10 protein-coding genes are annotated in these 14864 nt (G+C 49.1%); 4 read left to right on the top strand and 6 right to left on the bottom strand.

Annotated elements, in window-relative coordinates; translation table 11 throughout:
- The first annotated feature begins 15 nt into the window (after nucleotides 1-15).
- Together B051_RS21795 and B051_RS0120635 are read left to right on the top strand one after the other, a co-directional pair.
- Nucleotides 16-510 (top strand): SOS response-associated peptidase, encoded by a 495-nt coding sequence (locus tag B051_RS21795; protein WP_083919488.1) that lies wholly within the window; start codon nucleotides 16-18, stop codon nucleotides 508-510.
- 348 nt (nucleotides 511-858) lie between these two features.
- A complete protein-coding gene (locus tag B051_RS0120635) occupies nucleotides 859-1401 on the top strand; it encodes an XRE family transcriptional regulator (RefSeq protein ID WP_018480141.1) in 543 nt (180 codons plus the stop codon).
- On the opposite strand, the gene B051_RS0120630 is transcribed toward B051_RS0120635, so the two are convergent.
- Both B051_RS0120630 and B051_RS0120625 read right to left on the bottom strand, forming a co-directional pair.
- Nucleotides 1391-3544 carry a pre-peptidase C-terminal domain-containing protein gene (locus B051_RS0120630; RefSeq protein ID WP_018480140.1) on the bottom strand — a complete coding sequence of 718 codons (2154 nt, stop codon included), beginning with the start codon at nucleotides 3542-3544 and terminating at the stop codon, nucleotides 1391-1393. The genes B051_RS0120635 and B051_RS0120630 overlap by 11 nt on opposite strands.
- Nucleotides 3545-3835: 291 nt before the next feature.
- Entirely contained in the window at nucleotides 3836-5788 is a 1953-nt protein-coding gene (locus B051_RS0120625) for an Ig-like domain-containing protein (RefSeq protein WP_018480139.1), read from the bottom strand.
- Nucleotides 5789-7131: 1343 nt separating this feature from the next.
- Between B051_RS0120625 and B051_RS21790 the strand changes: the two genes are divergently transcribed.
- Nucleotides 7132-9618 carry an Ig-like domain-containing protein gene (locus B051_RS21790; RefSeq protein ID WP_018480137.1) on the top strand — a complete coding sequence of 829 codons (2487 nt, stop codon included), beginning with the start codon at nucleotides 7132-7134 and terminating at the stop codon, nucleotides 9616-9618.
- Between the two features lie 750 nt (nucleotides 9619-10368).
- On the opposite strand, the gene B051_RS22555 is transcribed toward B051_RS21790, so the two are convergent.
- From B051_RS22555 to B051_RS0120595, 4 genes are all read right to left on the bottom strand, one after another.
- On the bottom strand, nucleotides 10369-10551 hold the full coding sequence (locus B051_RS22555; protein ID WP_157579161.1) for a hypothetical protein: 183 nt from the start codon (nucleotides 10549-10551) through the stop codon (nucleotides 10369-10371).
- A gap of 24 nt (nucleotides 10552-10575) precedes the next feature.
- Nucleotides 10576-10698, bottom strand: coding sequence for a hypothetical protein (locus tag B051_RS22990; protein WP_018480136.1), 123 nt, complete (start codon nucleotides 10696-10698; stop codon nucleotides 10576-10578).
- 73 nt (nucleotides 10699-10771) lie between these two features.
- Nucleotides 10772-13438 (bottom strand): hypothetical protein, encoded by a 2667-nt coding sequence (locus B051_RS0120600; protein ID WP_018480135.1) that lies wholly within the window; start codon nucleotides 13436-13438, stop codon nucleotides 10772-10774.
- Nucleotides 13439-13462: 24 nt separating this feature from the next.
- On the bottom strand, nucleotides 13463-14089 hold the full coding sequence (locus tag B051_RS0120595; protein WP_018480134.1) for a T9SS type A sorting domain-containing protein: 627 nt from the start codon (nucleotides 14087-14089) through the stop codon (nucleotides 13463-13465).
- A gap of 610 nt (nucleotides 14090-14699) precedes the next feature.
- Here B051_RS0120595 and B051_RS22645 point away from each other — a divergent pair.
- The gene (locus B051_RS22645) at nucleotides 14700-14864 is read left to right on the top strand and encodes a hypothetical protein (RefSeq protein WP_169336235.1); all 165 of its coding nucleotides are present in this window, start codon (nucleotides 14700-14702) and stop codon (nucleotides 14862-14864) included.

Raw genomic sequence — 14864 nt, 5'->3', positions numbered from 1 at the left:
TTCTTCTCCTAGGGCCTGCAGCCCTTCTGGGCAAAGGACGCGAAGGCGGTCAAGCGCGCCATCAACGCACGAGCCGAGACGCTGGCGGAGAAGCCCTCCTTCCGCAGCCTGCTGAATTCGAAACGGTGCCTGGTGCCCGCCGATGGCTTCTTCGAATGGCAGGTGACGGGGCAGGGGAAGGTGCCCTACCGCATCCTTCTGAAGAATGAAGAGTTATTTACCTTCGCGGGGCTGTGGGACGAGTGGGCGGACAAGGGCACAGGCGAGGTGCTGCACACGTTCACCATCATCACGACGGAAGCCAACGACGTGGTGAGGCCCATCCATGACCGTATGCCCGTCATCCTCTCGCCGGAGGCGGAGGAGCTGTGGTTAGACGAGCATGAGCCGCAGGAGGATTTGCTGGCCTTGCTGCGGCCTTATAAAGGAGAAGAGATGAAGGCCTACCCTGTGTCACCGCTGGTGAACTCGCCGCTGAACAACGTGCTAGAAATCCTCAACTCTCTATAGCCAACTACCAAATATCCACAAACAGCTCACTGTTCCGCCCCCTCCCCTGCCCCCTGTTGAATTAAGCCTGCCTATTTGATGAATGCAGGCATACCTTACAATCCTTGATAGATTGTTGCGTTCAAATACACTAGATTCCCAACTTGGCTTGGAATTAGCATGCGGAGTCAACAGGCGTTGCTCTGGAAGCAGGTTTACCGTGTGATGTGTCCTAAACTATTTTGCGCCTGCTGAAACACAGAAATAAACCATAGGTTAGAGCCGACCACCTCTTCAACCCCTAAACGTTTAAATCACCTGAAGTATCCCTACCCCATTAAGTAGAGGCGCGCATTATATCAGTTCGCCTTGGAGATAGAGGAACGCATCACCCGGATAAAGGAGCACTTCAGGCTCAGCAACGCCCAGCTGGCGGAGCTGACCGGGGTGTCCAGCATATCGGTCTCAAACATAGAAAAGGGCATCACCGACAGCCCAAAGCTCAGCTTCCTGCAGCGCCTGTCTGAGAAACTGGGCATCAGGATTGAGTGGCGGCTGCTGGGCAAGGGGGAGATGCTCGATGAGCCTTCCGGGCTGCACGAGCCGGGGCAGCGAATTGCCAAGCAACAGGAGGCGAGCCTGTATGTCACCCGGCCCGCCACCACACAGCAGTCAGCTTCCGGCTACCTGAAGGACCGGGAGTCCTCCGGCCCCTACGGGCACATGGCCTTCATCCCCCTGCCGGGCATGGAGGCGGACTTAGGGAGCTATACCGTGTTCCAGGTGAAGGCGGACAGCATGGCACCGCTGTTCCTGGACGGCGAGTACGTCATCTGCAGCAGGCTGGAGCAGGGCCAGTGGCCGGGTATAGTTGCTCATGTACCTACTAGCCATGATTATCTTATTTGGTGATAGTTATCAGAACACGGGAGCTGAAGTGACTATTATATCCGTACAGCGTAACGTACCAAGTGCCGGCTCCGGGGTTGGTGAAGGTACACACTTCCTCCTCTCTATTTGATTTGGTGCTATGACAGTCAGCCGTCCAAGAATAGGCAGGAGTCCAGGTAGGTGGCTTAGGGCCGGCTACAACGGGGGCAGAACCTTTCCTCACGAACAAGTCAGCAGTGTTCCAGTAGGCTGCTGCACTTTCGGTTGTCCTTATCTCCATTGTTTTCACCCCGGCAGGAAGGGTGAAAGAAAAACCTACCTTTTCGTAAGAATCACCTTTCAAAACCTGGTCTATTATAGTTTCTCTGGAAGTACCTGTACCAGGCCCTGGCCCTGGCTCGGTTCCAGTTCCGGCTCCAGTGGTTCTAAAATTCAATTCACTTCCATATGTAAGAACGCCTGTAGCTGATTTCGCATAGGCCCTCACATAGTACTTGGTATTCTGGGCAAATCCAGAAACTTCAGTAGTGAACTCCCCGGTTCCGGCACCCACCTTGAATGTATTTTTTCTATCAACTGTCAGATATGGGGTGTCATCAATGATGATACCTCTTTCTATGATTTCCGGGGTTCCACTTACAGTACCTCCTAAGACTGCTGAAACAGCATCAATACTAGCGGGAGTTCTAGTTAAAACAGAAGTAGGAATATTTGTGGGATTTGTAAAGTCTACTTTTCCCCTTTTAAATATTGGCCCATTCAAGGTCCCATCTCCTAGCATGAATTCGTTATCATTGATGTACGTTAACACTCCTCGCCTATTATCATAGAGCGTATGCAGTTCACCATGAGACCATCCTGGCTTCTGAAGCTCAGTCGGGTAAGAGCAGATGGTGCAAGTTGAGAGTGGGCCTATTTTCGCATCAGAAATTTTCGAAGCCACCTTGGATACCATGTCAACGAACTGTGTTTTTGCTTTGTCCTGCTGGATAAACCAGTTTGCCCACAATTCATAAAGTTGGAAAAACGTAGTATAGTTACCTTGAGCACCTCTATGATAAACCCTCCCTATGACATCAGGAACCTTCATATTGATGATAAAGCCTTTCTTATTGTTACTGCAGACCCAGTCTCCTGAAAAGTCAAAAAAGACCTGACTGTTATTCCAGGGGCTTATATAACCATCCTGATTCACCCGCCATTTTCCTAGCCCTGCTTTAACAGACTTGATAGTAGACCCATTGGCTGATATGACAGTATTGTTTTCTGTTTCAACAGTGACATCCTCTTCCGTTGTGTGGATTATGAGCGCTGCTTTATTATGTAGTGTTGTAGGTGTTAAACGGTAAACCAGTCCTCCCACCGGTTGAGACTCTAGTTCATTCTTATTGAAATAAACGGGATATCTGCCCCATGACAGATTCACATGAAACATCCCGGGCTTCATACCCGCTAATGTAGAATTGCTTGGGGTACATATTATTGCAGGAGTGTTTCCAACTAGTTCTTTAGTTCCCACTTTGCAGGAGATATTGTAAATACCATCTTGAGGGTAATTGGAAGGATTGTTATCAGATATTTCCTTTATAGTGTTACCGGACTGGAAGATTATTGAATGAGGTATTTGCAATTTTTGGCCTAAGCGATTCAGAATGATAGGCTTTATGGATTCAGACTTTTCTTTATTCAAAATCACAATGGGCGTACCAAAGGTGCTGAATACAGGTTCTGTTAAGGCAGGAAGGTCACTTTGACGTACTGTCACCAAGAAAACCACCTTGTTCCCCGCCTTGTCCTTTCCGGTAATGAATGCACTTCCATTGGAAATGGCTTTGACTTTTCCTTCTGCCGTTACTGTTACCACTTTCGTATCCGAACTGCTCAATTCTATGTTATTAGGAGACGTTTCAATTGAATTGAGTATCATCGCGCTGATGGTAATGGAGGTAGCTTCATCGGGTGCCATAATCAATTCTGGAGTTGAACCATGAAGCAATATTTCACCAGACTTCAACTCGATTTTGTCAATTGCACCGGAATCTGGAGTCGGATTAGGAATAGGATTAGGTTCAGGTTCAGGCCCTTTACAACGAGATATAATACTCACCAAAAACAGTAGAACCAAATAGGTTAGTTTGGAATACCTTAGTAAATTTAATTGCATATGTTTTGACTTTTAAGATGACAGTATTGCGCTTTTGTGGCAGGGGTTGCTGTGGCAGGGCTGTGCCACCACGAAAAGGTATGAAGGAATGATGCGCCTTCCCCGTCAGGTTCGGCTATCCTTCTACCTCTCTCGGCTTAGTCCTCCGGTTTCTTGGAGGGTAAAATCAAAAATCCATAGCCCTACCATCAACAGCCCCTCTTATTATCCATCAATTTCTCTGGCTTTCCTTCGTCAAGGTCCACCAGCTGATGCCCATGTACTTTATTGTGCGTCATGTACCTACATTTTTTAGAAGGTCACCGGGCTTGACCTCTCCCCGCATTTGTTCATCAGCTCTATCTTCCATAGCCAGTTAGGCCATGCACGCTTCAAGGATTGCATACCGTCTTGATCACACCGCCCTAAAGTATACTCTATCCTCACAACGCCTTCATTGACGCTGCCAGATAGAAGTTTTACGCGGTAGCCGTTCGCTGCGATGACCCATTTCGGTTCGCTGTCGGGCAGCATAAAGGACAGGCGGACGGGGTAGCAGAGCTTAGTGGCATCACAAGAGCCGCTGCCTCCGTAGGGCAGGATGCCTGGCCCACCCGCCCTGAATGAGACGTCTACCGCAATGGTTCTGCCCACGCATAGAACTTGATACCCTGTTATCACGGGGATGTTCGGACTGGCCGGGTCGCAGTCCGGCGCCCTAGTCTGGAACTCCACCGGCGCGCCCTCCGCCAGCGACCGGTCGCTCTTGCGCACGGTGGCCTCCACTTTTTGAATACCTGATAGGACCTGGCCCATGGTCCACGTCACCTTGGCGACGCCCGCGGCGTCCGTGACGCTGCTGGAGGCACTCAAGGAGCCTTGCCCCTGCGTGACCGCCCACTCGACCTCGATTCCCCGTAGCGGCCTCAGCTTCTCGTCCACCACCTTGACCGAGAGGGGCTTGGGGAGCTGCTTGCCCGGCTCGGCCGCCTGGTTGTTCCCGTCCGCTACGGACACGGCGTAGGCTGTAATCGTGAATGAGTGCCTTGATTCGATAGGGAAGGAGAACCAGTCGGATGACACCTTCATGCTGTGTAGGGCGGCCTTCGTCCTCCCCAGCAGGCTCACGGCCTTGGCCACGGTCCCGATGTAGTTCTTGGGGTCCACGCAGGCCGCGCTGCTCTCCAGGAAATTGTCTATCATCGTGTAGAGCCCGTCATAGATGCTGACGGCGTACTCCTCCGCGTCCTCGGGTTCCTCTACGAGAATCCCCGCGGCGTCAGAGAGGCTTCCGGTGAGGGCGCTGGCGCACTCATCCGGGATGAGGTCCAGCACTCCCTTGCCGATGGCCCCCAGCGCCTCCGCGCCGATGGCGTAGCTGTTCGCGTTCCCGGCCATCCTGCCCTCCTCCGATATCCTGTGCATCAGCGTCTGCCCGGAGGTGATGACGACCTCGTACTCCCCCTGCCCCTCGAGCGTATGCGTCACCACGGCCCCATCCCGCTGCTTCTCCCAGAGGTCGCCCCCTTTGAACAGCTCTCCCAGGAAGGTGGAGACGGAGCGGGTGGCGAAGCTGGCGGGGCCGATGGCCAGCGTCTTGACGGATTTCCCGTCCTTGTACACCCCGGCGGCGTAGTGGTGGGCGGACATCATGTTCTGGAACGAGAGGCTGAAGCCTTCCCGGGTGAAGGCGACCGGGAACCCGCCGCTGGTCCTGGCGAGCCTGCCACCCTCCGGGCCTCCATAGAAGGCGGAGATGGCGGCGATGAGCCCCTCGTTCCCTACCGCGAAGATGTCTTTCCCCTGTCTGGCCAGCTCCGTCACCTCCTCCACCAAGGCGGGGAAGGCGGGATGCGCCTTGATGGAGCTGATGGCCTCCTTCTTCTGCGCGGTGGTGTAGGCCGAGGTGTTGAAGGTCATCAGCACCAGCGCCAGGGCGCTGCCCTCCGCGCTGACCACCAATTCCTCCCCCTCCAGCGGGTAGGCGAGGAGCAGCGTCTCGCCCTCCCCGTTGTTGACGAAGAGCAGGTGCTCGGCCTTCCGCACCCCGGTGCTGTCGAAGCTACCGCCGGATTTTATGGCGGACTCGCCCACCGGGGAGACGACTTTGTACCCCTCCAGGTCCACGCGGCTCCCCTCCGGCAGGGCTATCCTGCCGAAGTTGCCCTCGATGGGCTCCACAGGGGTAACGGACTTCTCCTCGCAGCCCATGAAAAGGAAGACGAGAACCAGCAGCAGGGATGGGATGAGGCGAGGGAGGTGCATGATTCTGTTTGGTGTTTTTAAGTTGTACGATGATTTTAGAGGGCCTGAGCCGATTCGGCATACATGGCCGATGTACAGGGAAAAGATAGGCGCTGCCGGCACGGACTGCATCCTCGATGTGCCTCCCCCTATTGGACCTGTCCTGCCACTGGTGCTTGTGCATGCCGCCACGGCTAATGCACAGGCAGCCTGTGTACAAATGTAAAATTATTATATTAATATATTCATTCAAATTTGCATTTAAAATAAGTTTGTGCAAATACCCATTTCTGGGTATTCTAATCTTCTCCTACTACACCAGAGTGGCAGAGACTCAGGCTAGAGCGGAGGAACATAAGGAAGATTTCAAAGCGGAGGAAGATTGGCAGGTAGAACCACGATGTCATATAGGGATGGTGTAGGCTGGTCGCAATTCAGTTGGCATATTCGATGTCTGCTGGAGACTTTAATTTTGTAAGGCCTCGTGCCGATATGATTGGGTGTCTTATCAATGAATCCTGAGGGCAAAAGGATGTACCTGTTCTGGCATCAAACTGGCGCTACTATTGTTGAATTGTTGAACCTGGTTCCCATCTAACTTACAGAAGTGCATGAACCTTCCTACATTAGGAGCGCAGGCAGTACGGGAGGGCTCAACTAGCAAGCGAAAACGCAGCCCGCATTGGTTATGGCAGTCTCTTAAAATAATGTTGAATACTTTATGTGGTGCATTTTGCAAAAATGCTGCTACCCCGCCGTAGTGTATGAATTTTATAGTCCCCTATGGACTATTTGGACGCTAAAGCATTATCTTCCCGCCTGTCAATCCTTTATTTCTATCTTGAGTGTCCCTCAAAGCGTGCTATTGTATCTGCTAGACAGTCTATTTAATTCAGGATTTCCCCCCTTTATCCGAGTTAAGATAGCCATGGCATGAAGTGCCAACATTACTCTTTCCATATCATAAAGGGTGTCTCCCCTACTCATCTCATAAAACTGCCTCGTCCTGAAAAAAGTTGACAGTCTACATCATCAATCGTCGGCATACGTATTTCCTGCTAATTTATTCTGGAGGCTTCATCTCTTTCTACTATGAATAATAAATGATTTAAAGCTACAAGGGCGTTAGAAGCATATACCGGATGTAGCTAGAGCCCATTTACTAAAAATCAGCCTACTTCCGCTCTAGCAAAACCTTGTTAAACAGTCAAAATTGTTTTATTCCGTATAATTCAATATCAGTTAATTTATAAATTCCGTATCAAACCATACAAAGAGGCAACATCATATTCATATACTGGCTAGGCCCTTTCAGCTTAGTCCGACGTCAAGAAATACAGCATAAAGTGCCCTGCATTATAGCCATGAAGCTCGGGAAACACGTTTTCTTGCTAATCCTGCTCTTACTAGTCGGAACTAGCTGTGAGGATGATAAAGACTTGGTAGCCAATCCTGACAAAGTTGCACTGATAGAGATAACGGCCCCTTCACTAGTACTGAATGTAGGGGACTCAGTACAGCTTAATGCCGTGGCTAAGAACGCCTCAGGGGATGTGGTGCAAGGCAAAACAGTTGAATGGGCTACCTCAGATGCTGCCGTAGCTACAGTCAATGATGGAAAGGTTCGGGGGGTAGGGCCAGGCTCTGCCTCGATTTCAGCAAGGAGCGAGGGTGTCGGTAGCGAAATCGGGTTCACGGTGCAAGCTGTGGCGCAGAACACAATCAGTATACCTGTTTCCCTCGGCTCCGATGTGCCTACACCAGCCAGGCGGCTAATCGAAGGTTTTCATTCAGTACTGGACTCTGCCTCTCCTTCAGAGGATGCCAGACTGTCTGTTTATCGTAACAGGGAAGAGAACGTGATTTTCGCGCTGGGACCAAACGATGCCATCATGCTCATGGCCATGGTCAAAGCAGGTGAGGAGGCGGTCCTTGATGCCAACAGCACTGCCGACGCCATGGTACGCTTCGCGCTTAACCCCGCTGAATCAGACTCTCTCACACCCGAGCAGCTTAGCCAGGGGATACGAGGTGCCGCCTCATTTGCCGCCCTCCAGGCAGAGGTTGAGAAAAACCTGACCTCAGGAGGGTCTCCCCTTGAAGCAAGCGCAACAACGGCATTAGCTGCCAGCGTAGCGACAGAGTCTAAATCCATCTTATTAGAGTTAAGGACTGCAGGCGGCAACGCAGGTGCTACGACTGCTAGTACTGACCTTCCCTATTATTTCATCGAGACTATATTTAAAGGAGAAAACCTTTGGCTAGAGGATGCTACCGGAGCAGGGGTAGACCTGCTGAATGACACCCGCCTATATTGGGAAGCCAGCAGTTGGGACGAGAAGGGGGAGCAAATAGCTGTGGCAAGTCTGGAGTGGCTCCCTTTTAACTTCTTCGAGTTCTTTCCCTATATCAATCCTCCTGTCAGGGAGACCCTCCAAGTAAAAGACGGAAAGTTCGTCGTTAGAATCCATCAAGATGAAACCACCAGAAGAAAGCACGCAGTATACCTCATCCAACAGATGATTCTCTCGGTTCTTGAATGGGCAGGTGCTCAGAAGGGAGCTAGAGAGATTGGAGCAACTGAGAAGGTTTCACAAATTATCTTGAACGAACAGATGCCAAATCTGCTAGGCAAAGCCGATGGAGCCTCTGCTTTAAGCTACTTTGGAGCGCAGCTGGAACAAATGAAGTATGAGTGGTTTTACACATTGCTCCGGACCCACATCAAGAACCTACCCGTCACGACCCCATCAGGAAAATTCCTGAGGTCGTTGATTAATGTGTGGGAGAGGATGGAGGTTGCTGTCTCTGTTGGCCAGCGGGCTGAGTTCACATATCAGCTGGTCAACTATTGGGACTATACCTCCTCAGTTGAATTGTGCAAGAACAAGGGCCAGATTTCCGAGTGCGTGCGTAGCGTAGAGCTGACCCCACTTAGCGTGGTATTCAAGAAAGGGGAAACCCGGCAGCTGAATGCCAAAGTCACCGGTGTGAAAGGTACAGACCTTAGCTCTACCCATGACGTGGAGTGGGCTTCGAGTGATGAGAGTGTGGCAAAAGTGTCACAGACTGGATTGGTAACAGGGGTAGGCGCTGGAAGCGCAGAAATATCAGCTGCTATACAGGTTCAAGGCATCCAGTCAGGCAAAAGTGCAACAGTTAAGGTGGAGGAGGCAAGGCTAGATGTAACGCCGAAGACATCCACTGTAGAGTCTTTAAATACAGTGTGCTGCGAAACTTCTTCAAAACCGAGCATTCAGTTCAAGGTAGCTGGAGGTACTCCTCCCTATACATGGGGGATAGATGGGAGGTTTGAGCCGGAATACGAAGATGGATTTGAATGGGTTTATGCAATGTCTGGGCAGATAAATACAAAAACAGGGCTTTATAATCCCAATCATCATATCGTCGAAGCAACAATAATGGTCAGAGATGCGGCTGGAAAGACTGGAGAGGCAAAAGTAAATGTCACTACGGCTACTGCTTTTGAATACGCGGCTTTGTGGGGTAGCCCAGAAGGAGCTAAACCTGGGCACTCTTATATTACATATTCCCTATCTAGAGGTACAATCAGAAGAGGAGTCGAGAACGGATCATCATTCAGCCACAATATGAAGCTAATTATTCCGATCGGTGAATCCATTTTGACAATCAAGAATAGTTGTCCAGCAGATACCTATATTACTTACAACATTTCAATACCTACATGGACGTCGGTTCTAGATTGGGCAACCAAGCAGAATATTTATATATCAAATATAAGTGGTGCAGTGACTGACAAACCATACCTTTCTGTGACTAACTTCAAAGGTGGTGAGACTTTAAAGGTTAGATTGATAAGAACTCAATGAAGTTACCTCTACCTATAGAAGAACTAGAGCGGTAAGCCTTGAAAAGATATTCTCTATCGATTTTGGAAGGCTTATTATCCGGATATATACTGTTCTTAAAGTCTGATGATTATAGAAGACATAACCCGAGCCTTACATGCATGTCCCCTTAGAATCAATCTTTTGCGAAAGTAATCTCTATGCGTTTCAACACTACTGCCTCACTCCTGAAGATTAATAGTTCCTTCATTCGCTCTAAATATGCTTTGGAAAAGGAGAATGGAGCAATTAGTGAAGGTAAATAACACCAGTACAGAACCTGTTGAGACAACTAGGTAATCTTGGTATGGTCTACATTTCCATCTTTTACAAAACAGAATACCTCTTTTGTCTCATTAAACCCTCTATTTTCGGGACAGCCAAAATAAAAGCAAACTAAATTCAAACCTGTTACAAACAAAAAGCACATGACGGCTTGGTTACTGATGAGCCTCTGCCATGGAGGCGATTACCTGTCTCGATATCTGCACTTTCCATGGGACTATGAAGCGTAAGTGAGGTGATTTTAGTGTTGGTCTAGGAAGCGTCTGCTGCTTAGGAGCTGCCCGTGTAAGGCAACAGGCGTGTTCACTGCCCCTAATCAAAGCCTTCTGGGCTCCAACGCAATTCTACGCGATACCACAACCTTGTCCATGCCGTGCTTTAGGCCTATGAAACGAAAAGCCCCTTGTCAAGGGGCTTTTCGTTTCATAGGCTAAGCCTTAATTTACATCATTGTCTAGATTGAATAAGGGAAATTTCTCGCCACCTTTTTATCATCCGCTCAATCAAATCATCCGTCGAGGTTGCTATACCGTCGCCCATCGTCTTGAAGAAGCGCCATAGCAGCTCCCCATCCCTTCCATTTTCAATGGTCACGGTGAGCGAACCGGTGCCGGTTTTCCCTCCGAACACGACAGCGGAGGCTACCGCAGCAGCTTAGGACTTGGTCTGCTCTTTCTCGAAGCGTCCCAAGATTACCGCGTCAACCCCAAGGGCCGTTGCTATCTCATCTCTGGTGAACTCTCTCAAATTGTCATGCATGCCTGCATTTCTCTGCATGCTATTGGTCTTCTCCACACCTTGGAAGGTGACGGAGTAGTTTTGGGTTTCATGGGGAGGTAAGCTGAAGATTTCACTGCCTTCTCAAAATGGCCCAGGATATACAACTACCCCACTCAGACTTACATTTGTCAAGGTTTACTTTAAATGTGTTGTCGTCTATTCTTTCCAATTGACCCCATAACCCTTCGTCACTTAAAGTTATTTCCTTTCCGTTTATATTACCGAAAAGCGTAACATAAACATTCCCACTGCTTGTGACCCTCCAGCTTCCATCGTACTTCTGAACAATATTTGTACAGCCCTTACCAGTATTGGGAGCATATTCATGTACTTTGGTCATAGTTAGTTGATTTGTTGCTGTTAGACTGTCAGAAAATTCGTATATATCGTTAGAATACTCCGTCCAAACTACTGTGTTATCTCCTATGGGTTTATAATTGTACCAACAACGATTAGGTTTTACATTCACCTGCCAAGCTGACTCATGTGATTTATAATAACTGTCTACAAAGTACTTGGTGTAAATCTCATAAGTCCATTTGCCTACTAAAGTATCAATCCAAGGGTTGCGCTCCGTTGAGAACACCACAGGGTTACCCTCTATATTCCACTTCTCCCCGCACTTATCCTCTATAGTAGCCCTTATTTTCTGCTGATCGTCGTGATTATCTAATGTCCACTCCTTTCTAACCCAAAACAAGGCATTGGCGATATTTGGAATATCATTAATCACGCCCGTATTAGGCACAGGCCGCCATGAGTTGTTTCGAAAGACCTCCCACTTGATGTTGAACCTGTTTAGCTTTACTAAACTAGCTATAGAACCATCATCCAAATCTTTTATAGAGAAACCGATTGGGTTTGGTAGCTTCTTCCCTTTCTCCCCTTTCTGAAAGTCGGCCCCTTCCAATTTCACGACAGCCATAGCTGGGACTTTGGTTCTTGTGGCAAAGAGGTTCTTCCTGAGGCTTTCGTCAACCCCTTGAATCCAAGCCTGGACAGAGTTCACTTCCTCCTTACACGAGAGCACCCATTTGATTGTGGCTTCTCCCTTCACATTAGTCCGGTCGTAGAAGAGCTCCGCACTCTGAGGCAATGCAAAGTGGGATTCCCCCTTTTTCATCCAGGTGAACCTTCTGAAGGCCGCATCCTCCCCTGTATAGGGATAATAGAGCTTATTTTCTTCTGCCTTGATTTTGATTTCCAACGTATCACCTGGAAAATACCTGTCCTTCAGATTAGTCACTGCTTTTATCTCAAAGCAGTTGGACGTCTCATAGTCAGGGTTTAAGTACTGACAACCGTCCACTGCAGCATCCTTCAGCAGCCACTCCCCTGCATACCATGCAAAGGGCAGCGCTGTGTCCACTACCTCCATTATGCCTGCAAGTTTCCCAAGGGCCTTATTCACATTGAGGCAATATGCTCCTGCATTTCCGAGCTCCTTGATAATGGGCATCACATAATCCGAGAACAAAGAATTATTCCTAATAGCATTTTTCATGCTGATAGGGTTGATAGCCTCTATATTCGCCTGCACGATACTCTTTAGGCACTCGTCTTTGAGGGGAACGGAGAAACTGGTCATGCTGGCCACGGTAAGGGCGATTAGCTCTTTTAGGTTATACTGGGAAGCTAGATGGTCCTCCGGACTGTAATCATTTGCCAATCCACTTCTCACCACTATCTCATACTCCCCAGGCACGGCCCCATAATCTGGCAGGTTGACGGTTACCTCATTCTCCTTGATTTCAACCGATGGGACCCAATACTTCATAAGAGCTGCAGCCACCGTGTTATCCCTGACCAGGTCCCCCGCAATTATGAACTGCGGCCCCACCTTCGCCATGTCCTTCATGCGGTAGACCTGGCCTACATAACCGAAAGTGGTAGTATTTGCAATGGCAACGGAGCTCTTATGGGCCTTACTAATGTAGACAGGGTCTGTGGATGCCTTTCGCAGCCCCTCCTTACTAGAGTACTTCTGAACCAGAATACTCAACGTGCTTGCCAATTCCTTGTTTTCAGCGGAGAACAGGGGAAGTCCCTGGCTGTTTAGCCTCGTAACTAGCTTGACCAAATCTTTGTACTCTTTCTCCTCCCGGTACCTCTCCTTCAACTTGGCCTTCTCATCGGCAGTAACTGGCATGAGCCCCGGGTATATCGCTAGAAGAGCTTCGGCAGAGGTCGTCGATGACATAACATACTCCTCGTGGCTACCCACAAAGTGTCCAAGCATAACCACCTCTTCCTTCCTGTTGGTGACAATCAAAATATCTTCATCTACTGAGTCCGGTACAAGTACCTGGAAGCTCCCGTCAGCATGTATCCTGTCCTCCTCCACAAAGGAGAGCATGTTTAGCTCTCCAACAGCGACAGCAGCTCCCTCCGGGAGAGTAACCCTACCGGACACTAGTTTGGCTCCTATCACCCCCTGTTTTGTGAATACAGCGCCTTTAACTTCTGAGTAGATAGGGGAACAGCCTGCCTCTGTGATTTTAGCCCTGTAGAGGGTTGTTTGCGTTGGCCTCAGCCTGACTTCCTTGGAGCCTGTGTGTGGTATGGCTGTCCAGTTCCTTCGGTCCGTGGACTGCTCCCACTCAATCTGCCCTCGAACATTCCCCACCTTGAGCAGGAATTCTTTTCCGTTTGTGCCCTGACCACTGGCAGTAACAAAGGAAAACAAGCACAGGCAAGACAAAAGCCAGCCGTAGCAACGAGCGTATATATTGTTCATGTGATGGCCAATAAAGGTTAGGGATTATCGGACAAGGACTTTTCTACTGATGCTGATTTCATCCCCACTCAGCCGTAGAATATACAGGCCTTGGCCGCGGGATTGAAGGTCGATGTTAGTGGAAATCTTATTACCACTGCTAATCAGGCGCTCATGGTAGACAAGCCTGCCTACTGGGTCTAGAATTTCCAGAAGCAACTCCATTTGGTCCAACCCTTTGGTTATGGAAACCAGGAAAAGCCCATTGTTCGGATTGGGTATAACAGAAAGCCCATATTCATCTGCAACATCATCTATACCCGTCACCGTGTTGACAGTCACTGTTATACTAGCTGTCTTCGAACACCCTGCCGCGTCACTTATGAACAAGGTGTAGGTAGTAGTAGAGTCTGGGGTGGCTGTAGGGTTAGGGATGTCAGCCTTATCCAATCCATGGATGGGTGTCCAACTGTAGGTGTAAGGCCCTACACCCCCAGTCGCAGGCGGTGCTCCCAGCTGTACGCTCTCCCCTTTGCTTATCTCAGCACCTTCTCCGGTACTTTCGAGTAGCAGGGGTGGCGGCTGCTTGATTTGAAAAGTGAGCGTTGACTGAGCGTAGGCGGAGCTGCTGCAGAGGACTAGGCAGCAGACATAATAGTAGAATTTTCTCATCATCTATACTCTTGAGGATTTTAACACCCTTGAAATATTCACAAATATACATGTATTATTGTGTTATGTTTCATTAGAAAATAATATATTTACATAATTAACTGTTGTAGTGATACTGGCATATCAAACTATTGAGCCAGCAGGGCAACTTCCATGATACAAGGATTAGGTACTCCTTGGCTTTCATAGCAGCCTTTCAAAAATATGATTGCTGCTCTTCCATGGGAGGGAACACCTAGCATGGAACATGGATGCCTAAGGTAAACTACTTGCCTTGCAGAAGGTATATAGCTTCATGAATAGCAAAGAAGAATAGCCTCAGATAGTCGTTGCAGGTAAGTATGCGAGCTAGTGGCTGTATAGGACTGCTCCTTTTTGTACTACATAAAAGCACTTATGAGGCCGGCTCCTGTTCATGGGAGCCGGCCTTGTCGATTGTTACACTTGTTGTTCCTGAAACTTATAAAATCCTCTTTTTTCCGAGACAAAAGCTAGCAAACACTTTTTACTAGGCCATGCTATGGTGAAGGGATGCCTTTACTTTAATTTCTGTACATTCAGTCTACGGTATTTGCGTACTACTACCAAGAAACCATCATCATTTTCGGCTATGTGTGGAAGATACACCGTATTGCCCAGGTCCGGCAAGGGCCGCTCAAAGGCAGCCAAACTTGTTGAGCAGCACCTACAGGAAGCGCACTACAACGCGGCCCCGAGCCAGGCGCTGCCCGTGGTGACAAACGACCAGCCGGACAAGCTGCAGTTCTTCTCCTAG

It is taken from the genome of Pontibacter roseus DSM 17521 (assembly GCF_000373265.1).
Taxonomy (GTDB): Bacteria; Bacteroidota; Bacteroidia; order Cytophagales; family Hymenobacteraceae; genus Pontibacter; species Pontibacter roseus.
This window is presented reverse-complemented; position numbering and strand designations above follow the sequence as displayed.